Source organism: Nocardia sp. NPDC059154 (genome assembly GCF_042755705.1).
Lineage (GTDB): Bacteria > Actinomycetota > Actinomycetes > Mycobacteriales > Mycobacteriaceae > Nocardia.
This window is the reverse complement of sequence record NZ_JBHZCS010000018.1, coordinates 103,663-130,539: the sequence shown is the minus strand read 5'-3', so window position 1 is coordinate 130,539 and position 26,877 is coordinate 103,663. Positions and strand designations below refer to the sequence as shown.

At 70.5% G+C, this 26,877-nt stretch carries 21 protein-coding genes; 10 read left to right on the top strand and 11 right to left on the bottom strand.

Features of this window, described 5'->3' with window-relative positions; genetic code table 11:
• Nucleotides 1-73: 73 nt before the first annotated feature.
• The 4 genes from tuf to ACFXN1_RS17875 all read right to left on the bottom strand — a co-directional run bounded on the left by tuf (nucleotide 74) and on the right by ACFXN1_RS17875 (nucleotide 4,849).
• A complete protein-coding gene (gene tuf / locus ACFXN1_RS17890) occupies nucleotides 74-1,249 on the bottom strand; it encodes an elongation factor Tu (protein ID WP_379439783.1) in 1,176 nt (391 codons plus the stop codon).
• Nucleotides 1,250-1,342: 93 nt separating this feature from the next.
• Nucleotides 1,343-1,492 carry a hypothetical protein gene (locus tag ACFXN1_RS17885; protein WP_379403566.1) on the bottom strand — a complete coding sequence of 50 codons (150 nt, stop codon included), beginning with the start codon at nucleotides 1,490-1,492 and terminating at the stop codon, nucleotides 1,343-1,345.
• Between the two features lie 15 nt (nucleotides 1,493-1,507).
• Nucleotides 1,508-4,003, bottom strand: coding sequence for an MFS transporter (locus ACFXN1_RS17880; protein WP_379439782.1), 2,496 nt, complete (start codon nucleotides 4,001-4,003; stop codon nucleotides 1,508-1,510).
• A 72-nt stretch (nucleotides 4,004-4,075) separates the two neighbouring features.
• Nucleotides 4,076-4,849: an RsiV family protein gene (locus ACFXN1_RS17875; RefSeq protein ID WP_379439781.1), complete on the bottom strand. Its 774-nt coding sequence runs from the start codon at nucleotides 4,847-4,849 to the stop codon at nucleotides 4,076-4,078.
• Nucleotides 4,850-5,082: 233 nt separating this feature from the next.
• Here ACFXN1_RS17875 and ACFXN1_RS17870 point away from each other — a divergent pair, with 233 nt between their 5' ends.
• Nucleotides 5,083-7,980, top strand: a complete 2,898-nt coding sequence (locus tag ACFXN1_RS17870; protein WP_379439780.1) for a BTAD domain-containing putative transcriptional regulator — start codon at nucleotides 5,083-5,085, stop codon at nucleotides 7,978-7,980.
• Nucleotides 7,981-8,177: 197 nt separating this feature from the next.
• Here the strand turns inward: ACFXN1_RS17870 and ACFXN1_RS17865 are convergent, their stop codons facing one another.
• Nucleotides 8,178-9,257: an acyl-CoA dehydrogenase family protein gene (locus tag ACFXN1_RS17865; protein WP_379439779.1), complete on the bottom strand. Its 1,080-nt coding sequence runs from the start codon at nucleotides 9,255-9,257 to the stop codon at nucleotides 8,178-8,180.
• A gap of 16 nt (nucleotides 9,258-9,273) precedes the next feature.
• Nucleotides 9,274-10,458 carry an acyl-CoA dehydrogenase family protein gene (locus tag ACFXN1_RS17860; protein WP_379439778.1) on the bottom strand — a complete coding sequence of 395 codons (1,185 nt, stop codon included), beginning with the start codon at nucleotides 10,456-10,458 and terminating at the stop codon, nucleotides 9,274-9,276.
• Nucleotides 10,459-10,557: 99 nt separating this feature from the next.
• Between ACFXN1_RS17860 and ACFXN1_RS17855 the strand changes: the two genes are divergently transcribed.
• The 6 genes from ACFXN1_RS17855 to ACFXN1_RS17830 all read left to right on the top strand — a co-directional run bounded on the left by ACFXN1_RS17855 (nucleotide 10,558) and on the right by ACFXN1_RS17830 (nucleotide 17,007).
• Nucleotides 10,558-11,262, top strand: a complete 705-nt coding sequence (locus tag ACFXN1_RS17855; RefSeq protein WP_379439777.1) for a hypothetical protein — start codon at nucleotides 10,558-10,560, stop codon at nucleotides 11,260-11,262.
• A 133-nt stretch (nucleotides 11,263-11,395) separates the two neighbouring features.
• Nucleotides 11,396-12,394 carry an LLM class flavin-dependent oxidoreductase gene (locus ACFXN1_RS17850; RefSeq protein WP_379439776.1) on the top strand — a complete coding sequence of 333 codons (999 nt, stop codon included), beginning with the start codon at nucleotides 11,396-11,398 and terminating at the stop codon, nucleotides 12,392-12,394.
• A 73-nt stretch (nucleotides 12,395-12,467) separates the two neighbouring features.
• Nucleotides 12,468-13,739 (top strand): condensation domain-containing protein, encoded by a 1,272-nt coding sequence (locus ACFXN1_RS17845; RefSeq protein ID WP_379439774.1) that lies wholly within the window; start codon nucleotides 12,468-12,470, stop codon nucleotides 13,737-13,739.
• Nucleotides 13,736-14,986, top strand: coding sequence for a glycosyltransferase (locus ACFXN1_RS17840; RefSeq protein ID WP_379439773.1), 1,251 nt, complete (start codon nucleotides 13,736-13,738; stop codon nucleotides 14,984-14,986). The genes ACFXN1_RS17845 and ACFXN1_RS17840 overlap by 4 nt, the downstream gene beginning before the upstream one ends.
• A gap of 162 nt (nucleotides 14,987-15,148) precedes the next feature.
• On the top strand, nucleotides 15,149-16,312 hold the full coding sequence (locus ACFXN1_RS17835; protein ID WP_379439798.1) for an MlaD family protein: 1,164 nt from the start codon (nucleotides 15,149-15,151) through the stop codon (nucleotides 16,310-16,312).
• Between the two features lie 179 nt (nucleotides 16,313-16,491).
• Complete coding sequence (locus ACFXN1_RS17830) at nucleotides 16,492-17,007, top strand: L,D-transpeptidase (protein WP_354846312.1); 516 nt, start codon at nucleotides 16,492-16,494, stop codon at nucleotides 17,005-17,007.
• 88 nt (nucleotides 17,008-17,095) lie between these two features.
• Here the strand turns inward: ACFXN1_RS17830 and ACFXN1_RS17825 are convergent, their stop codons facing one another.
• The gene (locus ACFXN1_RS17825) at nucleotides 17,096-17,494 is read right to left on the bottom strand and encodes an SgcJ/EcaC family oxidoreductase (protein ID WP_379439771.1); all 399 of its coding nucleotides are present in this window, start codon (nucleotides 17,492-17,494) and stop codon (nucleotides 17,096-17,098) included.
• A gap of 100 nt (nucleotides 17,495-17,594) precedes the next feature.
• Between ACFXN1_RS17825 and ACFXN1_RS17820 the strand changes: the two genes are divergently transcribed.
• A complete protein-coding gene (locus ACFXN1_RS17820) occupies nucleotides 17,595-18,584 on the top strand; it encodes a sigma-70 family RNA polymerase sigma factor (RefSeq protein ID WP_379439797.1) in 990 nt (329 codons plus the stop codon).
• A gap of 3 nt (nucleotides 18,585-18,587) precedes the next feature.
• Here the strand turns inward: ACFXN1_RS17820 and ACFXN1_RS17815 are convergent, their stop codons facing one another.
• Nucleotides 18,588-21,605 carry a helix-turn-helix transcriptional regulator gene (locus ACFXN1_RS17815; protein ID WP_379439769.1) on the bottom strand — a complete coding sequence of 1,006 codons (3,018 nt, stop codon included), beginning with the start codon at nucleotides 21,603-21,605 and terminating at the stop codon, nucleotides 18,588-18,590.
• A 130-nt stretch (nucleotides 21,606-21,735) separates the two neighbouring features.
• On the opposite strand from ACFXN1_RS17815, the gene ACFXN1_RS17810 reads away from it, so the two are divergent.
• Complete coding sequence (locus ACFXN1_RS17810) at nucleotides 21,736-22,281, top strand: hypothetical protein (protein WP_379439768.1); 546 nt, start codon at nucleotides 21,736-21,738, stop codon at nucleotides 22,279-22,281.
• Between the two features lie 28 nt (nucleotides 22,282-22,309).
• Here the strand turns inward: ACFXN1_RS17810 and ACFXN1_RS17805 are convergent, their stop codons facing one another.
• Nucleotides 22,310-22,948, bottom strand: a complete 639-nt coding sequence (locus ACFXN1_RS17805) for a TetR/AcrR family transcriptional regulator (RefSeq protein WP_379439767.1) — start codon at nucleotides 22,946-22,948, stop codon at nucleotides 22,310-22,312.
• Between the two features lie 159 nt (nucleotides 22,949-23,107).
• On the opposite strand from ACFXN1_RS17805, the gene ACFXN1_RS17800 reads away from it, so the two are divergent.
• Nucleotides 23,108-24,367, top strand: a complete 1,260-nt coding sequence (locus tag ACFXN1_RS17800) for a PucR family transcriptional regulator (RefSeq protein WP_379439765.1) — start codon at nucleotides 23,108-23,110, stop codon at nucleotides 24,365-24,367.
• On the opposite strand, the gene ACFXN1_RS17795 is transcribed toward ACFXN1_RS17800, so the two are convergent.
• Nucleotides 24,298-25,623, bottom strand: a complete 1,326-nt coding sequence (locus ACFXN1_RS17795; RefSeq protein ID WP_379439763.1) for a lipase family protein — start codon at nucleotides 25,621-25,623, stop codon at nucleotides 24,298-24,300. The genes ACFXN1_RS17800 and ACFXN1_RS17795 overlap by 70 nt on opposite strands.
• A gap of 93 nt (nucleotides 25,624-25,716) precedes the next feature.
• Entirely contained in the window at nucleotides 25,717-26,778 is a 1,062-nt protein-coding gene (locus ACFXN1_RS17790) for an esterase/lipase family protein (protein ID WP_379439762.1), read from the bottom strand.
• Between the last annotated feature and the right edge of the window lie 99 nt (nucleotides 26,779-26,877).

Sequence of the window (26,877 nt, the reverse complement as noted above, 5' to 3'; positions counted from 1 at the left end):
CCATCGTCGAGGACGATTCGCACGCGGGATGAGAGAACCCCGGCCACACTCGGTGGCCGGGATCCGTTCGCCGCTAGCGGTCGACGGTGAGGACCGTCCCCGCGGCGACCGTCAGGTTGCCCTCACGGACCGCGAAGCCGAGCCCGGGCTCCAGCGGGATCGCGCGGTCGAGTGTGACCGCCACCTCGACGGTCTCGCCCGGCATCGCGCGGCCCTCCGGCACCGCCACCTGACCGGAGACGTCACCGGTGCGGACGAAGAACTGCGGCCGGTATCCTGTGACGATCGGCGTGCGCCGACCACCCTGGGACGCTGTCAGCAGCCGCACCCGCGCGGTGAACCCGGTGTGCACCGCGATGCTGCCGACCGCCGCGACCACCTGGCCGCGCGCCACCTGACCGCGTTGCACGCCGCGCAGCAGCAGTGCCACATTGTCGCCCGCCTCGGCCGATTCCATGGTCCGGCCGAAGGTTTCGAGGCTGGTGACCACCGACTCGATCGTGCCGCCGAAGCCGAGCACCGCGACGCGGTCGCCCACCTGTATGCGCCCGCGCTCCACCGCACCGGTCACGACGGTGCCGCGACCGGTGATGGTGAGCACGTTCTCCACCGGCATGAGGAACGGCGCGTCGAGGTAGCGCACCGGCATCGGCACATAGTCGTCGACAGCGTCGAGCAGGCGCAGCAGCTGCACCGACCAGTGCTCGTCACCCTGCAGCGCCCGCAGCCCCGACACCGGCACCACGGGAGCGCCGTCGCCGTCATATCCGTTGGCGGACAACAGCTCTCGCACCTCGAGCTCGATCAGCTCCAGCAGCTCGCCGTCGGCGATGTCGGCCTTGTTGAGCGCGACCACGATGTGCTCGACACCCACCTGCCGGGCCAGCAGCACGTGCTCGGCGGTCTGCGGCATGACGCCGTCGTCCGCCGACACCACCAGGATGGCCCCGTCCAGCTGGGCCGCGCCGGTGATCATGTTCTTCACGAAGTCGGCGTGCCCCGGCATGTCCACGTGCGCGTAATGCCGTGTGGCCGTCTCGTATTCGACGTGCGCGATATTGATGGTGATGCCGCGCTCGATCTCCTCCGGCGCCCGGTCGATGCGGTCGAACGGGACGAAGGCGGTGCCGCCGCGCTCGGCCAGCACCTTGGTGATGGCGGCGGTCAGTGTGGTCTTGCCGTGGTCGACATGCCCCATGGTGCCGATGTTGAGGTGCGGCTTGGTGCGGACATAGGCCTGCTTGGCCATGATTGGTTCTCCAACCGGGAGTCAAGGTTTCGAGGGGACCTCAGCAGCGAGCCGACCTTCCCCGTCTGAGGTCCCGGGACGTCCCGGAGAAGGTCAGCGTCGTGCGCCGTCGAATGCGAAGACCACCAGGGCAGCAGCCATCGCGCCCGCGACTGCGGGGAATGCGGCGATGGACTGTGCGAACATGCCGACGATCGTGCCGGGCGGATCGGCTCGGGCGCAATCGGTTTTCCCGATCACCATCCGGCACACCGTCACTCAGGGATCCGACGCCCCGGTGAGCCGAGTGGGCTCGGTACGGCCGGGCCGGCGGGTCGCGGCGAGTTCCGCCACGACGAGCAGCCAGACGACGATCGCCACCACGAGCAGCACACGGCCGAGGGTCCGCGCCCAGGACAGCGACAGCCCGGCGCCGGTCGAGAGCGCCGAGACCGACGTCATACCGAGCGGGAACACCGTCGCCCATCGCCGCACGTTGTATCCGGGGCGGAAGCGAATCACCTCGGCCCCGACCAGAATCGCGTAGAAGCCGAGGCTCACGACGAGCAGCGCCAGCGTCACTGCCCCGAGCACCGTGTGCGGGGTTCCCGTCCACCGCTGCCAGGCGGTGAGTTTCGAGGCGGCCAGGGCCGAGATCGCGAGGGCACCGGTCATGACCCACTGGTCCCCCGCACCCCGCCAGATCTCCGCGATGTCGAAATGGCCGAATGCCACCGGATACAACAGCAATCCGAGCACAAAGCACACCAGTGCCGCGGCGGCGAGCCAGTCGCCGGCGCCGTCCGCCGCCAGGGTGGCCGCCAGCACCGACAGACCCTCGGTCGACACGCAGACCAGGAAGACCGCGCCGGGCATCCGCCGGTTCCAGTGCCGGATCACCATGACCAGCAGCACCGGCCACACCACCGTCGCGACCACGAGCAGGGCGATGGCCACGACCTGCCAGCCGAGCAGGCACAGCCGGGTCCCCAGTACGGTCGTCGCGGCCACCGCGGTCAGGGCGGCCGGGGTGTCGGCCTCGGATACCCAGCGGTTGTGATCCCAGAGCTGCCGGGAGACGAAATCGGCGGCCAGCACCAGCCAGATGATGCCCGCGAGCGCAAGCAGCAGCCGCGAGACCGTCTCGTATCCTGTGAGATGCGTTCCGACGGAAAGGATTCCGGTCGCCATGACGAAAGCCCCCAGGGCCGGGGGTAGTTCGCGCCACCAGCGCACGGAGTCGGCGTCGTGCCCGGTGAGCGCGGTGAACGCCCCGGCCGTCAGGATCGCCAGCGCCGAAACCACCAGCGCCACATCGAGTCCGTGCCGGAAGGCCACGGTCGCCGTCTGCAGGACCTCGTGGACGTGCGGTGCGTACTTTATGGCCGTGGCCAGGTCGAGGCCCGGTGGGATGCGGCCGCGTTCGACCGCGTCGATGGCGATGGGTTGCAGGTCGGCAGGCAGGCCCAGCTCGGTGAGGCGGATCCGCAGGTCGGCGGTGAGGAAGCCGTTGACCAGCGAGCCGAGGACCGCGACGCCCACCGCCGCCCCGACCTGGCGCATGGTGTTGGTGGCCGCGGCCGCCATGCCCGAATGCTCGGCGGGTACACCGGTCAGCACCGCCGCGGTGAGCGGCACCACGGCGACGCCGAACCCGAGACCGGCGACGGCCAGGGTAGCGGCCAGCGGCGCGAACTCCACCGTGCCGTCCAGCGCGTGCCGGGTCAGCAAAATGCCCGCCGCACCCACGACACAGCCGGCGATCGTCGGCGTGCGAGCGCCGGTACGCGCGACCCAGAATCCGGCGGCCAACGCTCCGAGCATGATCGCCACGGCCATCGGCGTGAACACCGCCGCGGTCCGCCCGGCCGAGTAGTGGATCATCACCTGCAGATACAGCGCGGTGAAGAAGAAGATCGAGAAGACCCCGAAGTAGACCGCGAAGGCGACGAACAGTGCGCTGCGCACCGGCGGGAGCCGCAGATAGCGAAAGTCGAAGACGGGGTTGCGAACCCGGTTCTCGACGGCGACGAACGCGAGGAACGCGAGCCCGCCCAGTACGAACAGCGCGACCACCGAGCGCGCGCCGTATCCGCGGTTCTCCCCGCTGATCGCGGCATAGATCACCGCACCGAGGAAGATCGCGCCGAGCAGCGAGCCGAGCCAATCCAGCTGCCCCGGTTGCGGATCCGCGCTCTCGGGCACGTACCGCAGCGCGGCGGCCAGCACCACCACGCCGAGGATCAGGTTGAACCAGAAGATCGATCGCCAGCCGTACGCCCCGACCAGTACGCCGCCGAGCACCGGCCCGGCGGCCAGGGCGAGACCGGACACCGCCGCCCACACCCCGAGCGCCTTGGCGCGGGCGCGGGGATCGGGGAAGACCTGCCGCAGCACCGACAGGGTGCCCGGCTCGGACGCGGCCGCGCCCAGTCCCATGACCGCGCGACCGGCGATGAGCATCGGCACGCTCGCCGCCAGCGCCGAAATCACCGATCCCGCACAGAAGATCGCCAACCCGGCGACCATGACCCGCTTGCGTCCCCACCGGTCGCCGAGGGATCCCGCCGCCAGCATGAGGCTCGCGAAGACCAGGGTGTACGCATTGACCACCCACTGCAGCAGCACGACATCGGTGCTGAGCTCCGACCGGATGTCGGCCAGCGCGACGGAGACCACGGTGGTGTCGAGGAAGGTCACGAACAGGACCGCGGTGACGGTGGCCAGCGCGATTCCGGGCCGCGCCGCGCCGCGCGACGTGTCACCGATTGCCACGTCCACAGGTTACGTGGCAGGGACGACCGGCCGTCCGGTTTCGATCGGCGTGGCGGCCGGCCGGGACCGGCGCTAGCTCGACAGCACCGCGAGCATGCCCGGCTTCAGCACGCCGTTCAGATCCGACCACGGGACGGTGACGTCGACGACGCCGGCCGCCTCGGGCCCTACCTGCCCCTGCGGGAAGTACACGTGCAGTCCCGCCTGTGTGACGGTCCAGACCTGGAAGGTGGCGGCGGCGGCCTTGACGTCGTCGAACCGGACGACATCGGCGACCCGGGTGCGGGTCAGCTGCGTCTTCGTCTGCGCCGCCAGCACATTCAACCCCTGCTGCTCGTTGGTGAACAGGCTCGCGAGCGTGATCTCCTGCGCGGTATCGATATTCGTGACATGCGAGAACAGCCGGTCCTCCGGGTGCGCGCCGTGGAAGTCGACGCGCAGGTACAGCACCCCGCTGAGCACGTGCGTCCCGATGCGCTCGACCGTGCTCGACTTGTTCGGGTCGGTGATCACCGCGGGATCCTGGTGCTGGTCGACGTAGGTCCACAGCCCCTGCACCATGGCGTCGTTGAATTCCCGTCCGGCGGACCAGTTCACGCCCGTGCCCTCGACCCGTACCTGCGGCACGTCGATGTCGAAGCCGACACTGCCCTTGCCGCTGCCGGTCAGGTGCTCGGTGGTGGCGACGAAGCGCCCGTGCCCGCGCTGCTGGTCGGCAGCGGGTTCCACGGTCGAAGCCGGCGTGCCGACGCCGCCCGGACCGGTGGACGCGCGCTGCGCCTCGCAGGCGGCCAGCCCCAGGGCCACGGCGCACACGGCGATGACGGTGGCGGACTTCAGCCGCATGGGGTGCCTCCAAGACGATCGGGGGCATCCGTCTCGGTGCGGCGCCCGCGATCAGAGTCGGACTCGCCGCTTGGAAGCGGCCAATGACCCACCAATGGCCGATGCGACGCGCAGGATGGGTGACGGTCCGGACCACGGACCCATTCCCCGAGGGAAGGCGTGAATCGGTGCAGGATAGTCGGCGAATCGTCGCTGTCTCGACCCCTCTAGACTCCCGAACGGGGAGGTCGGGTTTGCTGAGATTTGCCGTACTGGGCGAGGTCCGCGCATGGCGTGGGGACACGCCCCTGGATCTGGGTCCGCCACAGCGGCGCGCCGTGCTGGCGGTACTGCTCCTGCGCGAGGGCAAGGCGGTCACCGCCGCCGAGCTCGTCGAGGGGATCTGGGGCGAGGACCCGGTGCTGCGCGCCGTGCCCGCGCTGCGCACCCACGTCGCCAAGCTGCGGCGCGAACTGGAACCCGACCGCGTCAATCGCGGACCCTCCACCCTGCTGATCTCCATCGGCGACGGCTACGCCCTGCGACTCCCGCCCGGGCGCACCGATATTCACGACGTCGAGGACGAGGTCGCCGCGGCCGAGCGGCTGCGCTACGAGGATCCGGGCAGCGCCCGCGACACCCTGGAGTCGGCGCTGGCCCGCTGGCAGGGCGCCGCGCTGGGCGGACTGCCGGGGCCCTATGCCGAGCGGCAGCGGGCCCGGCTCGAACAGTGGCGGCTCTCGATCCTCGAGGACCGCCTCGCCCTCGATATCGAAACCGGCCGCAGCGCCGAAGCGGTCGCCGAACTCGGGCCGCTCATCGAGGAGCATCCGCTGCGGGAACGCTTCCGCGCACTGCTCATGACCGGGCTGTACCACTCCGGCCGCCAGGCCGAGGCGCTCGAGGAATACGGGCGCGCCCGCCGCGCCCTGGTCGACGGCGTCGGCGTGGAGCCCGGACCGGAACTCAGCGACGTGCACGCGCGGATCCTGCGCGCCGAGCTGCCGCCCGTGCTGCGGCCCGCCCGCGCGGTGGTCACCCCGGCCCAATTGCCGCCCGACATCGCCGATTTCACCGGCCGATCCCGGGTCGCGGAGGAGATCGCGGCCCAGCTCACCGGCAACGGACCGGCGGTAGCCATCTCGGCGGTCGGCGGCATGGGCGGGGTCGGCAAGACCACCCTCGCCCTGCACATCGCCCATCAGGTGCGTGACCGGTTCCCCGACGGGCAGCTGTATGTGAACCTGCGCGGCGTCGACCCCGAACCGATCCCGCCCGGGGACGCGCTGGGCGGATTCCTGCGCGGGCTCGGGGTCGCCGAGGGCGATATCCCGCCCGCCGTGGACGATCGGGCCGCGCACCTGCGAACACTGTTGAGCGACAAGCGGATTCTGGTGGTGCTCGACAATGCCCGCGACAGCGCCCAGGTGGCGCAGCTGCTGCCCGGCACGCCGGGTACCGCGGTGCTGATCACCAGCCGCTCCGCGCTCACCGAACTGCCCGCGGTGCGGCGCACCCGCCTCGACGTGCTGGAGCGCGAGGAGGCCATGACGCTGCTGACCCGCATCCTGGGCGCCGAACGCGTTGCGGCCGAACGGGGTGCGGCCTACGAGGTGATCGAGCAGTGCGCCTGCCTGCCGCTGGCGGTGCGCATCGTCGGCGCGCGGCTGGCGGTGCGGCCGCAGTGGACCATCGCCTCGCTGGCCGAGCGGCTGGCCGACGAGAGCCAGCGCCTAGAGGTGCTGCAGACCGGCGACCTCACCCTGGAGGCGGCCTTCCGCCTCGGCTACGGGCAGCTGAACACCGAGCAGGCCAGGGCGTTTCGCATGCTGGCCCGCGCCGATGTGCCGGACTTCCCGGTCGACGGGGCCGCGGCGCTGCTGGGCGTGCCGGTGGCGCGGGCCGAGCTGGTGTGCGAATCGCTGGTGGATCTGAGCCTGCTGGAGACGCCCGCGCCCGGCCGCTACCGCTTCCACGACCTGCTGCGGCTGTTCGCGGCCCGGCTGGCCGGGACCGCCGCGAACCGCGATCTCGGCGAACGGGAATCGGAGATCGTGGTCCGGCTGCTGGACTACTACCTGGCCAGCACCAAGAACCTGCTCGGCGCACTGGATTACAGCAACACCACGCTGCTGCTGGTGCCCACCACCGTGCCGGGCCACACCTTCGCCGGCGGGGCGGAAGGCCAGTCCTGGAACGATGTCGAACGGCCGGTGATCATCGCACTGCACCGCCAGGCGGCCCGGCTCGGCGGGCGGGCGGTGGCGCTGGCGGCCGATCTGGCCTGGGTGATGTCGGAGCTCATGGACACCGGCAGCCGCGCCCGCGAGCTCGCCGACGGCCTGAAGGCCCTGCTGGACACCGCGATCCGCGACGGCGACCACGCCAGCGCGCGACGGCTGCGGGTGGCGCTGGGCGCCATGATGCAGATCGGGCTGGGCGAGGTGGAGGCGAGTCTGGAGTTCCTGCAACCGATTTCGCAGCCCGCCGACGACGCCGAGCGCCGGTTGCAGGTGCTGGCCGAGATCCTGCTCGGGGTGGCGGATCGGCGCACCGGCAATACCAAGGACTCGCATCGGCACTACGCCAATGCCATCGCCTGGACCCGCGCACTCGACGATCGGTCGCTGGAGGCGTGGATCCTGGCCCTGGCCACCCGCACGCTGTGCGAATCCGGCCAGTACGCGGAGGCGGTGGCAGTGGCCGAGCGGGCCATCGCGCTGGCCCAGGAGTCGTCGAACGCGGTCGCGCTGGGCTGGGCCACCCACGAATTGGCCGCCACCCGTTCGATGCTCGGCGAGCACGCGCTCGCGCTGGCACTGGCCGAGGACGCGGTGCGCATGACCCATCACAACGGCGTGCGCCTGTGGGAGGGCTGGGCGCGCACCCGGCTGGCCCAGATCCACCTGCGCGCCGGGAACGACGCCGCCGCGGAAAGCGAGGCCACCCAGGCCCTGCGGCTGCTGAGCAAGGCAGCCGATCCCCTCGACCGGGCGCGGGCGCTGTCCCTGCGCGCCACCGCCCGCACGGCCCGCGGCGATCACGAGGCTGCCGCCCGCGAGCACGCCGACGCGGCCGAGATCTTCCGCCGCGCCGGGCTGCCCGCACCGACACTGGCGACGCTGTTCGCACCGGGACCGGCCACCGGATAGAGAACGTTTATTCGCTTTTTATCGGCCCGTGGGAGCGTGCAGACACGCGGGTTCCCCGGGTCTGCAACACCCGGGGTACTCGCGCGCGATGAGGTCGTGTCCGCGTGCGCACGAGGGGTGCGCATCCGGCTCATGCAGATCGGATAGCCGCCGCCGGCACCGGCCGGCGGCGCCTCCGGCCCCCTTTCCCGAATCTCTCAGGACGGATCCGCGTCCAGGCGCGCACCCAGTGTGCGCAGGTGCGCGGTGGCGCCGCCCGCCTCGAACTCGGCGCGTTTGGCCGCGGTGAAGTAGCGCTGTATCGGATAGTCCAGGTAGATCCCGGTGCTGGCGTGGATGTGGACGGCGGTGTGGGCGACGCGGTGACCGGCCTCGGCCGCCCAGAATTTCGCCACGTCGACCTCGGATTCCGCTGGGAGCCCGTGGGATTCGCGCCAGGCGGCCTGCCAGAGGGTCAGGCGAACGGCTTCGACATCGATATGGGCGTCAGCCAGGCGCTGGCGCACAGCCTGGAACGAGCCGATGGGTTTATCGAATTGCTTTCTGGTGCGGGCATATTCACAGGTCATCTCCAGGGCGCTTTCGAGGATGCCGAGTTGCAGCGCGCATGCGGCCACCGCCGCGCGGCGCCGGGCCCAGGCGGCGGCCTCGGGAGCGGAGATCACATCCTGATCCGGGACGTGCACACCACGCAGTTCCAGCACCGCCGCGTCCGTCCCGTTCACCACGTGCTGCCCGGTCACGGTGACGCCGTCAGCGCCCCGATCCAGTAGGAGCAGTAGCGAATTCGCGCCGCACCGGGCTTCGACGAGAAATCCGTCCGCGAAGGCCGCGTCCGCAACGACCGACTGCGAACCCCGGATGCGCCAGCCGTTCCCGCCGCACTCGGCCTCGAACGCGACGAAGTCACGCGCGAGCGCCGACGCCACAGTGGTCTCGCCGCGCAGCAGCGGCCGCACCCAGCGCTGCACCTGCGCGTCGTCACCGAACTCGGCCAATGTGGCCGCGACCACCGCGATACTCGTGGAATACGGTGCGGGAGCGACGGTCCGGCCGATCTCGGTCAGTACGCCACACTGTTCCAGCAGTCCGTATCCGCCGCCGTTCACGCGCTCGGGCAGCGCCGCGTCCAGCAGGCCCGCGCCCGCCATGGCCCGCCACAGGTCCGGATCGAATCCGGTGTCGCCGGGCCGGGGATGGCGGCCGGCCCAGTCGGCGAGCAGCTCACGAGCCAATCCCGACAGTTCCCGCTGCGCGTCGGTGTATTCGAAATCCATGGTGCTACTCCTCTTCTCAGCGGGTGACGGGCAGGCCGAGAGCAGTCTTGGCGATGATGTCCCGCTGCACCTCGTTGACGCCGCCGCCGAAGGTCAGGATGAGCGCGGACCGGTGGCAGCGTTCGATGCGCCCGCGCAGCACCGCGCCCGGGGAATCCGCGCGGATCACCGCCTCGGCGCCGAGCACCTCCATGAGCAGCCGATATCCCTCGATGGCGAACTCGGTCCCGAAGACCTTGGTGGCGGAGGCATCCGCCGGGCCGAGCGCACCGCGATCGGCCGCCCACGCGGTCCGCCAGTTGCGCAGCTTCAGATATTCGGCGTGCGCGTGCACCCGGGCCAGGTACAGCCGTACCCATTCGGCGTCCATGACCCGGGAGCCGTCGGGCAGGACGGTGGCGCGCGCCCACTCGGTAACCTGCCGCAGCGATTCCTGCAGGGGCGCGGCCGAGGCCAGCGCCACGCGTTCGTGATTGAGCTGATTGGTGATCAGCGCCCACCCCTGGTTCTCCCCGCTCACCAGATTGGCGGCGGGCACCCGGACCTCGGAATAGTAGGTGGCACTGGTGCCGACCCCGGCCATGGTGTGCACCTTGGTCCACGAAAACCCCTGGGCCGCCGTGGGAACGATGAAGATCGACAGCCCGGCGTGCTTGCCGGCGCTCGGATCGGTGCGCGCGGCCAGCCACACGTAGTCGGCGTATTCGATGAGGCTGGTCCACATCTTCTCGCCGGTGATGACGTACTCGTCCCCGTCGCGCACGGCGCGGGTGCGCAGCGCGGCCAGATCCGTCCCGGCATCCGGCTCGGAATAGCCGATGGAGAAGTGCACGTCGCCGCGGGCGATCCTCGGCAGGAAGAACGCCCGCTGCTCCGCGGTGCCGTAGCGCATGATGGTCGGCCCGACCGTGTTCACCGTGAGATAGGGCACCGGCACGCCCGCAGCGGCGGCCTCGTCCAGGAAGATCAGCTGATCGAGCATCGGACGGCCCTGTCCGCCATGCTCTTCCGGCCAGCCCAGAGCCAGCCAGCCATCGGCGCCCAGCCGGCGCACCACCTCCCTGTAGACGGTCCCGTCGCCGTGCTCGCCGCCGGGACCCGAGCGCAGCGCCGCCCGGACCTCCGGGGTGACGAGGTCGGCGAAATACTCGCGCAGCCGCTTGCGCAGCCGATTCTGTTCATCGCTGAAACTGATGTGCATAGGCTGAAAGGTAGGAAGCCGCGAGGCCGGATCCGCCCGGCTGGCAGGAAGCTGCCAGATCCACCGGGAGCGACCGGCGCCCGTGTCACGATCGGGGAAGTGATGCAGCGACAGCAGACCGGCGCCCAGGCCACCGGCATCGTCCGGTTCAGCCAGGAGGGGCACTGGGATCAGGACGTCCACCACCTGCTCCGCCATGCCCGGCGAGAGGCGGTGGTGGCGGTCTCCAATCCCACCCACTCCAGTGATCACCTGCGGCTCGGGCAGGTCGTCGTGGACGACCTGCTCGCCGCGGGCAAGCAGGTGCGGCTGCTCTACTCCCCCGACTATCTGGAACTGCGCGACCGCCGGCCGCTGCTGCGGCATTCCTCGCAGGGCGCGCAGATCCGGGTCACCGACAACGACTTTCACAATGTGCTGATCATCGACCGCACGGTGGCGGTGCTGTGGAGCGGCGCGGGAGCCGACCACCCCTACGCCTACCTGGTCCGCGAACCAGCCCTGCTGCGCGCCCTGCACCAGTTCGCCCTGCTGAGCTGGCAGTCCGGCCACGGCCTGGCCGGGCACCTCGACACCGCGGGCGTCGAGATCACCCCCACCGCCCGCGCCGTGCTCAATACCCTCAACCTCGGTCTGATCGACGAGGCCGCTGCACGCCGGCTGGGCATGTCGCTGCGCAGCTACCGCCGCCACATCGCCGACCTCATGATCCGCCTCGAGGTGCGCAGCCGCTTCCAGATCGGTGTCCGCGCAGCACAACTCGGCCTCCTCGACGACACCCCGCATCCTGTCGCATCCCCCTGACGCTCCCGGTACCCCTGCCGATAGCACCGGTGGACGGCGAGCCTCTCGCGGTGGTCGCGGGCCCGCGCCGAGTACCTGGCTGGGGCGGCGAAGAGTATTGCCGGACAGCGGTTTCGGCGTCGATATTGGCTGAATGAACGTGGTGGCCGCGCTCCGGCTCAATATGACCAATGTCAACGACCCGGCGGCCGGGCATCGCGAGCGGTACCGGGCCGCGCTGGAGATGGCGGAGTACGCCGATCGGGTCGGGTTCACGGTCGTCAATTGCGAAGAGCACCACGGCTCGGGGACCGGGTGGCTGCCCGCGCCGCTGCTGCTGGCCGCCGCGGTGGCGGCGCGGACCGAGCGGATGCGGATCAGCATCGGCGCGCTGCTGGTGCCGCTGTACGAGCCGGTGCGGCTGGCCGAGGAGCTGGCGGTGCTGGACAATCTGTGCGGCGGGCGGCTGACCGTGGTCGCCGGAATCGGTTACCGGCCCGAGGAATACGCCGCGCTGGGCCGGGATTTCAGGCGTCGGGGCAACCTCATGGACGAGGCCCTGGAGATCATGATCGCGGCCTGGCGGGACGAACCCATCCAGATCCATGGGCAACCGTTCGACGTCACGCCCAAGCCCTGCAGCACACCCCATCCGCAACTGCTCATCGCCGGGATGAGCGCGGCGGCCGCGCGCCGCGCGGCGCGGTTCGGGCTGCCGCTGTCGCTGCCGATGGCCATGCCGGAGGTGGAGGAGCTCTACCACCGGGAGCTGGCGCGTTGCGGCACAGCGGGTTTCGTCCACAAGCCCGAACCCGGCAGCAGACTCACCCTGCTGCACACCGATCCGGACGCGGCCTGGCGCAGCTACGGCCCGCACATTCTGACCGAGATCCGCGAGTACGCGTCGTGGCGGCGGGATGGGGTGCCGCGCCCGCACGAGACGGTGCCGGATTCGGTGGATGCGCTGCGGGCGCACGGTTACCTGGAGATCCTCACCCCCGGCGAGCTGCGGGACCAGATCGCGCGCGGCCGTACCGAAATCCTGATCAACCCCCTGATCGGCGGGCTGCCGATCGAGGAGGGCTGGGCCGCCCTGCGCCTGCTCGGCGACGAGGTGCTCTCACGCACCGAGCTCGCTCCCGCCCTCGGCTAGCCCACCGGCATCGCCCGATCGCCCTGGCCCACAACAATTTTCGCCTTCGAAGTACCCGATCGCTAGGACAAGCATGACCGATCTGCGCCCCGGCCGGCTCACGGCCGCCGCCAAGAAATTCCTGACCTGGGACCCCGACCCGGCCGTCTTCGGTGTCACCATTCCCTGCCCGGTGCCGGTGGCGATGGGGCTGGAAGAGGTTCAGCGGCTGGTCAATACCCTGATCGACACGCACGAGGCCCTGCGCAGTCGCTACAGCTACGGCGAGGGCGCGGCCTGCGAGATCGAACCCGAATCCGGTGGCGTCATCGACCCGGCCCGCGTCGACGTGCGGACCATCGATATCGAGAGCCTCGACCCCGGCGCGCTCATGGAGCTGATCGACGCGGAGTCCGCCCGGGCCAACCTGCGGCTGGATCCGCCCGCCGGGAAGGTCGTCACCGCGGTACTGCTAACCCGCTCCTACGACGTGAACATTCTGCTGTTCACCGCCCACCACGTCGCCATCGACGGTGTCGCCATGTGGGTGCTGTGGGACGACATCGCCACCTATGTCCGGCAATGGGAAGCGGGAGAGGCGATCTCGCTGCCGCCCGAGACCACCACCGGCTCGGAGTGGGCGGAGTTCCTCGACGGCCACGCGCCCACCCGGGTGGGTGAACGGGACTACTGGCTGGCGGCCTCCGACAGCGAACCCAATCAGCAGATCCGTTCGGCCACACCGAAATCGGCACACTTCGACGGCGTCATCGACGGCGCGCTGGCCCAGCGGCTGCTGGTGGAGCTGCCCGCGGCCTACGACGCCAGCTACACCCGGATCCTGCTCGTGGCACTGGGACTGGCCATCGAGGACGCCACCGGCGTGGCACGGCCCATCCAGGTGCAGAAACACGGCCGCTACAGCCGCCTGCGGCCGGGCACCGACCTGTCGCGCACGGTCGCCTGGATCTCCGACGACTACCCCTGGCTGCTGCGGCCGGTAACGGGCAGCCTCGAGACGCGCCTGCGCGACGCCATCGCCACCTATCCGCCGCACCCGGAGGACTTCACCCTACTGTGCTGGCATCACCCCGAAAGCTGGCCGCACTTCCTGACCTTCAACTTCCCCAAGTTCTACTTCAACTTCCTCGGCGATGTGGGCGTGTGGATTCCGGACGCGCAGTCGCGCGAACAGTCCCGGCTGACCATGTTCGATCTGAGCATGTTCCTCGGCACCAGCAAGCCCGAAGGCGTTGAGCAGGTGCACTATTCGGTGCATTCGCCCGACGGCGGGCTGGGGGCCGAGCGGATGCGGGCCATCGTCACCCGGTGGCTGTCGATCCTCGAGACCGTGGAGGTGCGATGAGCAGGATCATCCTGGTCGGCATCGGCAGCCGCGGTGACATCGCCCCGCTGACGGGACTGGGCGCGGGCCTGCGCGACGCCGGGCACGAGGTCGTGGTGGCCTCGCACTGGATGTTCGCCGAGCAGATCACCGGGTGCGGGCTCGAATTCCGGCAGATGCCGCTCAATATCGACATCGATATGACCGACACCGATATCAACCGGCTCGCGGCAGGCTGGAAGTTCTCCTCCCCCAGCGGCGTTCACAGCATGGGACTCGGCATGATCGAGACGCTGCTCGACGAACCCGCCGACGTGCTGCTGCTGCCGCCGCCCACCGAGTACGCGGGCCTGCCGCTGGCCGAGGCCAAGGGCATCCCCTCGATCGGTCTGCGATTCCAGCCGCTGTCCGCGACCGCCGCCCACGCCCCGGCGGCCCTGGGCGCCTACGACTTCGGCGCCCGCGGCAACCGGCTGGCCGGCGAGTTCGGCGCCTGGTTCAACGACCGCTTCTACGCCGGCACCATCGCCAGGTTCCGCCGCGCACTCGGACTTCCGCCGATCTCGGCCTTCGACCTGCGCCGCGGCCGGACCGCGGCCGAATGGCCCATCCTGAACGGCTTTTCGCCCAGTGTCGTGCCGCGCCCGGGCGATTGGCGGCCCGGCCTGGAAGTGACCGGGTACTGGTGGCCGCCGCGCCCCGACGACTGGCAGCCGCCCGCCGACCTGGTCGATTTCCTCGACGCCGGACCGGCTCCGGTCTTCCTCGGCTTCGGCAGCATGGTCGACAGCGCCGCGGGCAGCGCCAGGATGTCGGCGATCATCGGCGCCGCACTGCGGCGGGCGGGCGTGCGCGGCATCGTGCAGACCGGCTGGCTGCAACTCGATGTCGCCGGCGACGATGTGCTGACCATCGGTGAGGTGCCGCACGATTGGCTGTTCCCGCGCATGTCGGCGCTGGTCCACCACTGCGGCGCCGGAACCACGGCCGCGGGCCTGCGCGCGGGCGTGCCGGCCATCGGCGCGCCGGTGTACGCCGACCAGCCGTTCTGGGCGCAACGCCTGATCGATGTCGGCGTCAGCCCGGCCACCATCCCCTACTCGAAGCTGTCCGAGGACCGGCTCACCGCCGCGCTGAAGCGCGCCACCACCGATACCGCCCTGCGCGACAATGCCACTCGGCTCGCCGCCCGGATCGCCGCGGAGGACGGCGTCGGCCTCGCCGTGAAGGCCGTCGAGGCCCACCTGGCCGCATACGGGACGGCCTGATCCACCACTCACCCTGTGCCCGAGGGCGGTCCGCCCCGCCCGGGCCCGCCCACGCCGGATTCCACGCCCCGACTGTGGTTAGATAGCGCGCAGTTTCGCCTGGTGTTTGCTATGCATCGATCCGATTAGCGCTGATCAGCGGTGGAGGCGGGCCATTTGAGCGTGCTGCGCGGGCACAAGACACTGATCTCGAACCTGGCTCTGATCCTGCTACTCGCAGTCGGGGCGGCGTATCTGGCGATCCATGTGGCGCGGGTGCGCGCACCGGGCAGCACCTACACCGTCACTGTTCAGCTGGATCGCTCCGGCGGTTTGCAGGCGGGTAACGACGTCACCTGGCGCGGGTACCGGGTGGGATCGGTCAAGGCGATCCAGATCATCGGCGGCGGCGCCATGGTGTCGGCGGTCGCGGAAATCGACAAGCGGTACCGGATTCCGGCCGATACCCAGATCGCGGTCTCGGCGCTGTCGGCGGCGGGCGAGCAGTACATCGACTTCCGGCCCAACACCGACAATCCGCCCTATCTGCACGATGGGCAGGTGGTGCGGTTCAACCCCGGCAAGATCACCACACCGACACCCGTCTCCGAGACGCTGACGAACACCAGCGAGCTCATCGCGCAGATCGATCCGGACAAGCTGGCGGTGATCCTCGATAATCTGGACACCGCGCTCAGCGGCGGGCCCGATCAGCTGCGCGGCCTCATCGACGGATTGAGCATCGCCACCACGGGTTTGGACAACCGGCTGCCGCAGACGGTCAGCCTCATCGAGAATCTGCGCGTCATCGCGGGCACCACCTCGCACGCGCAGCCCGATCTCGGCACGCTGACCCGCAATACGTCGGTCGTGGTCGACCAGGCCCGCATCGCCGACGCCGAATTGCGGCAACTCCTCGACCGCGCACCCGGACAGCTGGGCATCGCCGATGCGGTACTGGACCGGAACATGGATCCGATCCACAGCCTGGCCACCACCATGTCCGCCATCGTGCGGGCCGCGCTGTTGCGGGTGCCCGCGCTGCGCGCCCTGTTCCCGGCGTTGGTGGTCGGCTCCTCCGCCATGGGCGTGCCCGCCCACGACGGCGAGTTCTACACCATCGTGGACGCCTGGCTGCGGCCGTGGTGCAACTATCCGACCCGGACCGTGCCCGCGTTCATCGCCACGGTGCCCGTCTTCAACAGCTGGAACTACTGCGACAATCCGCCCGACGACCAGCAGATTCGCGGATCCGCCAACGCGCCGCGCCCGGATGTCGCCAACAATGGCGCGCACCGGCCGACCGGAGTCGACCCGAATCAGCGCACGCTGCCACCTGTTCGGTGAATTCGGGCGTGTCGGCGCGCCTGTCGCGGTTTATCCCGCGAATCTCGATTTCCACCAGTCAGAATGATCACCGGTACCCAGTGGTCCCATGCTTGTGCCAACGAACAATGTCCCTTTGCCCTGAGAGCGGCATCGAACAGGGCGGCGGGCCAAGGTTAGGAGAGGGTCGAAACTCGATGATGAGCAGAAGTTCCCTCGGCTTGGCGGCGCGATCGGCGGTCATCGCCGGTGTGGCGGTCGCAGGATTCGCGGCGGCGCCCGCGCAAGCCGAACCATTGTGGCCCGGTGGTCCGGACGTACCCGGTGTTCCGGCGATCGTCCCCGGCATCGCACCCAGCGATGTCAACGCGCCGTGCCAGACGGCGGGCACTCGCGCCTGCCTCAAGCTCGGCAGCAACGAAGCGTGGCTGATGGACAACGGCAAGGTCGTCTTCGGCCCAACGCCCATCTCGCACGGCATGCCCGGATTCGAGACGCCGCCGGGCGTGTTCCATGTGTCGTTCAAGAAGCCGTTCCACTGGAGCACCATGCACAACGCTCCGATGGAATACGCGGTGTTCTTCAATGGGGACATCGCCTTCCACATCGGACCGGTGGACAAGAAGTCGCACGGCTGCATCCGCATGACGCCGGATGGGGCGCGCGAGTTCTTCAACTACCTGAACCCGGGTGACACCGTCGAGGTCGTGCCGTAACGGCGACGCGAATGCGTGTGCGAGCCCCCTCCGGCGCCTGTCCGGAGGGGGCTCGCTCATGGCCGGGTCGCGCCGGACATTCGGGCGACTACGCGGGGCAGTTGTGGTACGAGGTCACCAGCCAGCGGCCGTCACGCTGGATCAGGGCCCAGGTGGCCACGATCCAGCCGTCGGCCGGCGGCTCGGTCTCCCCGGCGGGCACCACCGCGCTGCGGCTGACCACGATGGCGGTGCCGGGGGCCGGGAAGCGGACCGACTGCGGTTCGTCGACCGTGTGCGAATCCCGCAGCGGGCCCGCGAAACCCGCGGCCATGGAGGTCCGGACCGCCTCGCGGCCCACGTTCACCATGCCCCGCACGACGGTGGTGGCGTCGGGGTCGTAGTCGGCGACGAAGGCATCCGCGTCATTGGCGGCCCAGGCGCGGTAGAGGTTGGTCAGGACGTCGAGGACGGCCTCGCGGTCGGTCTGTACGGCGGTGTCGGTCATGGTTTCCTCCTCGGATCGCGGCCGCGGTGAGCGACTCACGAGTACCTACCGGCGGGCGGTGCCCGATTCATCGCCGCGGGTGTACAAAGTTCGGCAGGGCCTGGATTCGCGGAGCAGGGGCCCGGATTCGAGGAGCAAGAGCATGGCGAACGTGGACTTCGAGGCGGACACCGGCCGCTACCGACGGGAATTGCTCGCGCATTGCTATCGCATGCTCGGGTCGGTACAGGACGCCGAGGATCTGGTGCAGGAGACCTACCTGCGGGCCTGGCGGGCACGCGACAGCTACGACGAGAAGCGGGCCGGGATGCGGACCTGGCTGTACCGGATCGCGACCAATGCCTGCCTGACCGCGCTCGAACAGCGCGGTCGGCGGCCCATGCCCTCCGGACTCGGCCACGAACCCGGTGACGACCCGCGTGAGGCACTGGTGCACGGCGGGGAAATCCCTTGGCTGCAACCGATTCCGGACGCGCTGCTCGGCGATCCGTCGGAAGCCGCGGTGGCCCAGGGCAGTCTGCGGCTGGCGCTGGTCGCGGCCATGCAGCAGCTGCCCGCCCGGCAGCGGGCGGTGCTGGTGCTGCGCGAGGTGCTCGACTGGCCGGCCGCAGAGGTGGCGCGGGCGCTGGACATGACCCCGGCGGCGGTGAACAGCGCGCTGCAGCGGGCCCGGAAGACGCTGAGCCAGAGCGGTATTCGCGAGGACGAGGTGTCCGAGAGCGCCGAGCAGCGGGCCGTCGTCGACAGCTATGTCGCCGCGTTCCGCAATGCCGATCTGGCGGCGCTGGAGAAGCTGCTGTCCGACGACGTGATCATGGAGATGCCGCCCATGCTCAATTGGTACGTCGGGCGCGCGGACTACATCGGGTTCATGGCGCGTGTCTTCGACATCAACGGCAGCGATTGGCGCCTGGTGCCGATCGGGGCCAATGGCCAGCCGGCACTGGCGGCCTACGTCCGCGACGGCGACGGGTACGCCCTGCACACCCTGCAGGTCTTCACGATTCGCGGCGGCCTGGTCACCAACCTGATCGCCTACCAGGTCGAGGAGATCTTCCGGCTCTTCGACCTGCCGGCCCGATTGCCCTGAGCCTCAGTCGTTGTCACCGGAGGACGCCAGCAGGCCGTGATCGTGTGCGAAGGCCGCTGCCTCGGTCCGGCTGGCCACGCCGAGCTTGGTGAGAATCCTGGAGACGTGCACACCGGCGGTGTTGGCGCTGATGAACAGCTCGGCCGCGAGGCCGCGATTGCTCATGCCCTTGGCGACCAGCCGCAGCACCTCCAGCTCGCGCGGAGTCAGGCCGTGCCGGCCGGACACGGTGCCGCCGTGCGGTTTCGGCGCTTCCGCCGTTCGCCCGGCGGTGAGGCGGGCCCGGTCGGCCAGCCGTGCGGCCGCCTCCTGCAACGGCAGTGCACCCAGCCGGGCCGCGATCTCGGCGGCCTCGCGCACGGCCAGGTCTGCGGCCGCTCGATTCCCTTCGGCCGCATACGATTCCGCCGCTTCCAGGAATGCGGCGGCGATCTCGTACGGCCGCTCGACGGCGCGCCAGGCGGCGACCGCCTCCGACCAGCGCGCCGCCGAACCGGCCAGCCGCGCGGTGAAGACGGCGCGATAGGCGGCATCGACCGGCGACACCGCGGGCAGCGTGTCACCCAGCGCGAGCAGTTCGGCGGGCGCTCCGGCGGTTCGGGCGGCCAGCGCCACCAGCGGCCATGCGTCGTGCGGATGCGCGAACAGGGTTGCGGCACCGTCGCCTTGGGCGAGCACGCCGGCCAGCACCGCCGCCGCCCCGGTCTCGTCGCCCGCCGCCGAGTCCACGGCGCAGGTCAATGCGACGAGTTCGAGCCGATATTGCGCGGCCCACCGGCTGTCACCCAGCAACCGCCCGGCCTCGGCCGCCGCTTCCCGCGCCGCGCCGATGTTCCCTTCCGCCAGGGAGATTCGCGCGAGACACAGGGTCAGCGCCGCCCGGCTGAGCGGCGGCAACTGGTCGAACTGCGTCTCGTCGACCACGGCCCGGGCCTCGTCCCAGCGGCCGAGCGCGGCGAGCGCCTGCGCCCATTTGACGAACAGGATCGGTGCGGACTCGGAGAACCGGAACGACTCGTGCGCGGCCCGCAGTCCCTGCCGGACGGCGGCGATGGCGGCTTCGTACCGCCCGGCCGCGACCAGCACCGCCGATTCCCAGGTGGCGACATCCACCACGATCCGCGCGTCCCCGGCCGCGGCGGCCGCCCGGTGCGCTTCGGCGAAATGATCCAGCGCCCAGTCGGTTTCGTCCGCGACCGCCGATTCCGGCCCGGATGAACCATCCCCCGCCACCTCCGCCGCGGCGGCCCCCGCCAGCCCGAGATGGGCGTGCGCCCGCGCCACGAGGGCGTCCGCCCCCAGTCGCTGGGCGATAACCAGCGCGGCACGGGCGTCCGACGCCGACCCGGCGGCGTCCCCTCGGAAGATCCGCGCGGAGGCCGATTGCACCAGCGCCTCCGCCCGCTCCGCACCGGCACCCGCCACCGGCAACAGCTGCAGTGCCCGCGCCAGATCCGTTCCCGGTCCGGCCCCGGTGGTCCCCCGCAGGTACGCCCGCCGCCGATACATGCGCGCCACCCGCTCGACCTCGCACCGGTCGGCGTCCGCATCGGCGGCGCGCTCGCCGTCGTCCCGGCCGGCCGAGCGGCGGCCCGACCTCGACTCGGTACTTCCGGTGGCGGACTCGGCGGGGGCGGTGTCGCCGGTGGGGTCGAGCAGGGCCAGCGCCGCGTCGGCGGCGGCGATGCCGCGCTCGGTCGCGCCGCAGGCCACCGCGACGTCGACGATCTGTTCCAGGACAGCCAGTTTCGTGGTGGGCAGGATCTGCTCGGCAGCGGGCACCCGATCCCAGAGGACGAGGATCTGTTCGAGGAGCCGGAGGCGTTCCGGGTGGGTGGCGGGGACGGCGGTGGCCGCCGACCAGTAGGCGCGCAGGGCCTGCTCCAGATCCCCGGCGGCGCGGGCGTGGCGGGCCAGGTCGGCACGGGATTCGGCGTCGAGGGCCTCGCCGCGGGCGCGCAGCGCCGCGGCCGCGCGGGCGTGCAGGCGGGTGCGCTCACCGGGCAGCAGCCGGTCGTAGATGGCCTGGCGGATGAGGCCGTGCCGGAATTCGTAGCCGGTCTCGGTGGTGTGCAGCAGGTGGCGGTCGACCAATTCCCGTAGGGCGCGGTCCAGTTCGTCCGGGGGTAGGCCGACGATGGCGGCCAGCAGTTCGTGGTGGATCGGGGAGCCGAGGACGGCGGCCGGGGGGACCACGGCGAGAGCGTCTGCGGAGAGGCCGGATTGGAAGCCGAGCAGCAGATCGGTCAGGTCGGCGGGCAGCTGGTCGGGGCACTGGCCGAGCGCCTCGACGAACAGCGGGTTGCCGCCGCTGCGTTCGAAAACCTTGGTGATGAGCCGGGGTTCGGGCTCGCGGGCGAGCAGGGCGGCGAGCTGGCGGCCCACCTCATGGCGGGTCAGCGGGTGCAGTTCCAGCACCCGCACGCCCGGATTGCGGCGCAGTTCGGCGACCAGGCCGCGCAGCGGTCCGGCCTCGCCGGGACGGTAGGTGCCGACCAGCAGGGCGTCCGCGTCGGCGAGATTGGCGGCCAGGAAGGTGAGCAGTTCACGGCTGGCGTCATCGGCCCAGTGCAGATCCTCGAGGATGAGCACCACCGGCCGGGTCATGGCCAGTTGCTCCAGCAGCGTGAGGATTTCGCCGAACAGGCGGATGCGGTCGGCCTCCGGGGCGGCGCCGCCGGTGTGAACGGCCAACTGCGGCAGCCAGTTCGCGAGCGCCGGATGCGGCGGCAGCAGCGTGGCCACCGCCTCGCCGCCGAGCTGCCGCACCAGCCCGCGCAGCACCGCCAGAAACGGCGCGTAGGCCACGCCCCCGGTTCCGAGCTCCGGGCAGCGACCGAGCAGCACCATCGCGCGAGAGTCCAAACGCTCGGTGAACTCCCCCACCAGCCGGGATTTCCCGATCCCGGCCTCCCCCGCGATCAACACCGTCTGTGTACCGGGATCACCCACCGCCTCGACCAGCGCGGACACCTCTGCCGCCCGCCCTACGAGGACACTGCTGCCGGGAAAACTCACCACTCCCTGATCATGCCGTGACTGTCGCAATTCGCCCACTCGACAGGCCATTTCGCACCCCGTTCACAGCTTCGGGCAGCTTATAGTGCACGCGGCGCTAACGCGTGAGCTATCGGTATGTGGATGGGCAGGAATGACAGTCGAGAACCCGGCGGTGGTGTCGGTGCCCGGATTGTGGGCCGCGGCGGATCCCGGCGATCGGCGGCGTTGGTGGCCGGGCTCTACCGCGACCGAGAACGCCACCGACTCGGAAACCGAGATCACCGTCGCGGGCAGCCGGAGCGACCCGTGCGGACCGGACTGCACCGCGATCGAAACCCTGACCAGCGCACGGCAACCCTTCGGCGCGGCAGCGATCCCCGCGTCGCACCCGGACGACATCTCCGTGTGGTACCAGATGGTGCTCACTGTCAACGGGATCGTCATGCCCACACCGCTGTGTACCGGCGTCCAGCCGATGCCGGGAAACGGAACGGCGACGGTGTCCTGCCCGTTCACCATCGACGCGGACGGCGGCACCGTCGACGCGGTCCTGAAGAACCACCCGCTGATGGGCCGGGCACGCGCCGACGCTCTCGTGAGCACCGTCGACAGCAATGCCGCACGCAGCCGGGACAAGACCGCATGCCCGGTGGTGCAGGTCGAGGGCACGGCCTTCTGGACCAAGCCCGGCTGCTGATCGTACGCGGGCCCGAACCCGAAGGGCCTCACCGCTGATCAGGGTTGGTCAGGAAGCCCTCGACGGTCCGGCGCACCTTCGACACCGCACTGTCGTCCCCCAGACGCAGTGCGGTATTCGCCGCTGCGAGCACCGCGTCGATCTGGAAGGCCGCCAGATCGGCGTCCAGAGTGGCGATTTCGCCGTGGTCGCGGGCGTAGGACAGCTCACCGGCCAGCAGGTCGAGCCAGTCCTGCTGATTGGCCACCAGCGCGTCGCGCACCGGCCCGGGGCGGCTGTCGAATTCGGCCAGGTTCGCGGACTGGAAGCAGCCGCCCTCGAAGCAGGGGCCGGCGGCGTAGTCGATCCACAGCTCGATCAGGGCCCGCAGGCGTTCGGCGCCACGGGGTTTCGCCCGGGCGGGCCGGGTGACGGTGTCGATGAAGACCGTGCGGAAGTAGTCGATGGTGGCGAGCTGCAGGGCTTCCTTGGTGCGGAACAGGGTTTGGATGCCCGCCTTGCTGAGGCCGGTGTCGGTGGCCAGGCGACCGAAGCTCAAGCCCTCCAGGCTGTCCAGCGAGGCGATGTCCACGGCCCGGCCGAGCACCACCTTGCGGGTGCGCGAGCCGCGCAGCAGTCGCTTGTCGGTGATCTCGGTGGTGTCCGCTGCCGGAACCGGGCTTTCCATACGGCCGATCGTACTCCTGACCCGCGCCGGAAAAGGTCCTGACAATGGGCCGTGCACGGCGGAAGAGGTCAATCGATATTGCCGCGCCAGGTGACCCACGCTACTGTTACGGGCCAGTAGGAACGCTGGCGTTCCCAGACAGCTGTGGAGGATTCGCGCATGATCAAGGCAACGCAACCCCTCACGGCCGCACCGATTTCCGGACCGCTGCGCGATGCGCGCGGCCTGTCCGCCGCCCTGGTCGCGCACTTCGCCGAACACGTGGCCCGCTGCGGCACCCTGCCCGGGGACGCGCTGCGCGGGGAGGTCACCGCCGTCACCCGCACCTGCCTGGAACTCGCGGCCGGGGTGCTGGAGGGCCGTGACGTGAGCGCCAAGGTCGAACGGCTGCAGCGCGCTGGCGCGGACTGGGCGCGCGAGGGCATTCCCATCGGGACCATCCACCGCGCCGTGCACGACGGCTTCGCCGTGGGTTTCGATCTCATCGTGGACGCCACCGGGCCCGAGGACTACGCCCGGCTCGCGGTCACCGCGCGCCGGCTGTTCGAGGTGCTGGCCATCGTGGATTCGGCGTTCGCGGTGTCCTATGTGCGCGAGCACCGGGCGGTGGTGGCCGAGCATCACACCGCGGTGCACACGGTGGCGTCGGCCCTACTGGCCGGGCATCCCGCCTCGACCATGGCCCGCGCCGGCGGCATCGAGATCGACGAGTCGTATTACGTGCTGGCACTGAGCATTCCGTCGCATCCGGGCGAGGACGATCCCCGGGTGGACGGTGAGGTGGTGGCCCGCCGCAAGCTGCGGCGGGTCCAGTCCGAGCTGGCCCGCGGCGGTCGGGGCCGGGCGCTGTCGCTGCTCAGCGCCGACGGCGGCACGGTGCTGCTGCCCGCGGCCGAGGTGACGCCCGCCGAACTCGGCGACCTGGTCGACGGATTGTCCACGGCCGCACAGGTTCCGGTGACCGCCACCGTCATCCACACCGAGACGCATCGCATTCCGGAGGCCGCCGAGCAGGCGCACGAGCTGCTGGACATGGTGCACCGCCTGGAGTGCGCGCCCGGCCTGTACCGCTTCGACGACCTGGCCATGGAGTACCAGCTGACCCGGCCGGGCCCGGCCCGCGAATACCTCGGCACCCTGCTCGATCCGCTGGACGCCTACCCGGAACTGCTGGAAACCCTGCGCCGCCATATCGGCAACGACCTGAGCCGACGGCATACGGCGCGCGTGCTGGGCGTGCACACCAATACCGTCGACAATCGGCTCAAACGGATCGGGCAGCTCACCGGATTCGATCCGGCCCAGCCGTCCGGGCTGTGGTACCTGCGGTCCGCGCTGGTGGCGCGCAGCTATCGGAAGTCCGAGCGGGTGCGGATCGGGCGGCCGGACACCATGGTCGCCAGCAGCGCGGCGAAGTGACGGTGCTCGGACAGGGCGCGCCGCGAGGCTGCCACCGACCAGACGGTGCGCACCTCCGACGGCGGCAGCGGTCGGTCGGCCAGGCGGTCGGCTAGCCAGTCCACCATCACCGGAATCGCGATGAACTGCAAGGGAAGATGCGTGCTGAGCCGGTCGCGCAGATAGCGGACATGCGCGCCGCGGGCGTGATAGCGCCGCACATGCGCATCGACATCGGCGACCGCGATCACCTCGTCATTGACGCCCTGGACCACGAACAGCGGCATGGCGGGAGCCTGCGCGCCCGGCTGGATGTCGTCGAGCACCGCCCGCATCTCGGGCCGGGTCAGCAGCGCGCCGAGACCACCTTTGATGTGCCGGTTGGCATTTCGGCCGGCATAGCGGGCCAGCAGCGGGAACGTCGCGATCGATTCGGCGCGGTCGAGCAGTTCGAGGTACTCCGCCGACACGAGACCCTGCACACAGCCGTCCAGTTCCGGGTAGGCGCGGCGCAGCCCGGAGGTGAACACCATCGCGAATCCCGCGAAGGGAGAACCGTTCAGGCGTACGAAGGCCGAGGCGGGATCGCCCACGGGTGAGCCCGCGACCGCGCCCACGATATCGAGTTCGGGGGCGTAGCTCGCGGTGAGTTCGGCCGCCCACACCGTGGCCAGACCGCCGCCGGAGTAGCCCCACAGGCCGATTCGGGTGCGCGGATGCAGACCCAGCGGTGCGAAGCGCAGGGCGGCCCGCAGGCCGTCGAGGGCGCGGTGGCCGGGCTCGCGGGCCGCGCCGAAGTGGCCGTTGATGCCCTCGTGGTCGGGCACCGAGACCGCCCAGCCGCGGGCCAGTGCGGCGGCGATGAGCGGGAACTCCACCTGCGGGATGGCGCCCAGCGCGCGGGCGCGGTGCTGTAAAGCGTAGGAGGGGAAGCATTTCGGCGCGACGGCGTCGATGGCGCACTGGAACGACACCAGCGGGCGGTCCGCGGACGGTTCCGCGTCCCAGGGCAGCAGGACGGTGGTGACCGTCGCCTCCGGCCGGCCGTTGAGATCGGTGCTGCGGTACAGCAACTGCCAGGCTCGGACGCGCTGCGGAATGCGCCCGAACAGGCCGAGCCGCACCGGCCGCGACCGCAGGATCGTGCCCGGCGCAACCGATCCCGGGTCGATCGGCGAACGGTAGAACGGATCCTCCCCGGGTAGTAGAGGATGCCCGCGCGGCAGGTCGGATTCCATTGCGAAACTGCCGGTTTCGACGGCATCGCCGATCGTCATCGTGGTCCCTTTCGGAGAGAAGCCAGAGGGCCGGGGCGAGTCCCCGGCCTCCCTCGTGCTGGTGATTCGGGAGCGAGAGCCCCCGGACGTCGCTCAGATGTGCCCGCTGCCGCCGATCATCCAGGGGTTGAAGGTGCAGACCAGGTCGGGATGGGCGGCCGGGTCCAGGGCGTGCAGCGCAATGGAGGCCGCCCGGGGCGAGTACATGATGGTGAGGTGATCGGAGATGTCCTCGGGGCAATCCTGTTGCAGCGTGATGTTTTCCACGGGGGCGTCGGGGCCCGGGGTGAGGAAGGTCCACTCGTAGGGGTTGGAGATCTCGTCGTGGGTGGTGCCGACGGCGGTGTACGCCACGCCGGGCACCGTGTCGCCGTCGGCATTCAGCTTGGCATAGAACGGCGAGCCGAGGACCTGCTCGGTATTGGCCTGGCCGATCAGCGGCTCGTAGAAGCCGAGGATGTTCAGGCCGAGATCGGTGATGATGCGCCCGAGGGTGGCGATGCCGAGCAACGAGGTGCCGTGGGTGGTCGCGCCGAAGCTGATGACCTTGCCGACTTTCCCGAGGCCGCCCTCGAATTTCAGGTACTGGCTGGTGACCGGTCCGCCCTGGGAGTGGGCGATGACGTCGACCGCGGGCGCGCCGGTGGCGGCCAGCACCCGATCGATGAACTGACCGAGCTGCCGAGCGGAGTCCTCCATCGGCCCGACACCGTAGCGGCCCGGCAGGATCGGCCCGACACCGCCGCCGCCCAGCGGCGTCTCACGGCCGAAATTGAAGGCGTAGACACAGAATCCGGCGCGGGCGACCTGCGGGGACAGGAACGAGAAGCTGTCGTAGGTATTGAGCCAGGTGCCGTGCACCAGCACCACGGGATTGGGGTGCTCCGGGGTCGGTTTGCAGTTCCAGTCGTTGGATCCGGGCGGCGCGGTATCCGGGTGGGTCAGGCCGTAGCCGAAAGCGGCCAGGAAGGACGACATCTCCGGGCCCACGCCGACGGTGTCGGAGGCGGTGCTGACGGTCGCCGAGCCGGAACTGCTGCCGGAGTCGGCGATGGAATCCGGCTCGGAGCGCGCCACGCCGGTCGAGAACGCGACCGCGAAGGCGGTGGCACTGGCGAATACGGCACTGCCGAGGGTACGGATGGTCGGCCTCATGAAATCTCCTACTGCGTCCAGCGGATCCGACCGAACGCGTCGAATCCGATTGCGACCGTAGGAGCGTGCTGTGGCCCGTGTCACGGGCGCTGTGCCAGG

Excerpts from the sequence above, each read along its gene's own strand:
- ACFXN1_RS17800 (WP_379439765.1), top strand. The coding sequence starts at position 23,108 with ATGATCAAGGCAACGCAACCCCTCACGGCCGCACCGATTTCCGGACCG.
- ACFXN1_RS17810 (WP_379439768.1), top strand. The coding sequence starts at position 21,736 with ATGACAGTCGAGAACCCGGCGGTGGTGTCGGTGCCCGGATTGTGGGCC.
- ACFXN1_RS17885 (WP_379403566.1), bottom strand. The coding sequence starts at position 1,492 with ATGGTGATCGGGAAAACCGATTGCGCCCGAGCCGATCCGCCCGGCACG.
- ACFXN1_RS17795 (WP_379439763.1), bottom strand. The coding sequence starts at position 25,623 with ATGACGATCGGCGATGCCGTCGAAACCGGCAGTTTCGCAATGGAATCC.
- ACFXN1_RS17875 (WP_379439781.1), bottom strand. The coding sequence starts at position 4,849 with ATGCGGCTGAAGTCCGCCACCGTCATCGCCGTGTGCGCCGTGGCCCTG.
- ACFXN1_RS17805 (WP_379439767.1), bottom strand. The coding sequence starts at position 22,948 with ATGGAAAGCCCGGTTCCGGCAGCGGACACCACCGAGATCACCGACAAG.
- tuf (WP_379439783.1), bottom strand. The coding sequence starts at position 1,249 with ATGGCCAAGCAGGCCTATGTCCGCACCAAGCCGCACCTCAACATCGGC.
- ACFXN1_RS17850 (WP_379439776.1), top strand. The coding sequence starts at position 11,396 with ATGAACGTGGTGGCCGCGCTCCGGCTCAATATGACCAATGTCAACGAC.
- ACFXN1_RS17845 (WP_379439774.1), top strand. The coding sequence starts at position 12,468 with ATGACCGATCTGCGCCCCGGCCGGCTCACGGCCGCCGCCAAGAAATTC.
- ACFXN1_RS17825 (WP_379439771.1), bottom strand. The coding sequence starts at position 17,494 with ATGACCGACACCGCCGTACAGACCGACCGCGAGGCCGTCCTCGACGTC.
- ACFXN1_RS17840 (WP_379439773.1), top strand. The coding sequence starts at position 13,736 with ATGAGCAGGATCATCCTGGTCGGCATCGGCAGCCGCGGTGACATCGCC.
- ACFXN1_RS17830 (WP_354846312.1), top strand. The coding sequence starts at position 16,492 with ATGAGCAGAAGTTCCCTCGGCTTGGCGGCGCGATCGGCGGTCATCGCC.
- ACFXN1_RS17860 (WP_379439778.1), bottom strand. The coding sequence starts at position 10,458 with ATGCACATCAGTTTCAGCGATGAACAGAATCGGCTGCGCAAGCGGCTG.
- ACFXN1_RS17865 (WP_379439779.1), bottom strand. The coding sequence starts at position 9,257 with ATGGATTTCGAATACACCGACGCGCAGCGGGAACTGTCGGGATTGGCT.
- ACFXN1_RS17790 (WP_379439762.1), bottom strand. The coding sequence starts at position 26,778 with ATGAGGCCGACCATCCGTACCCTCGGCAGTGCCGTATTCGCCAGTGCC.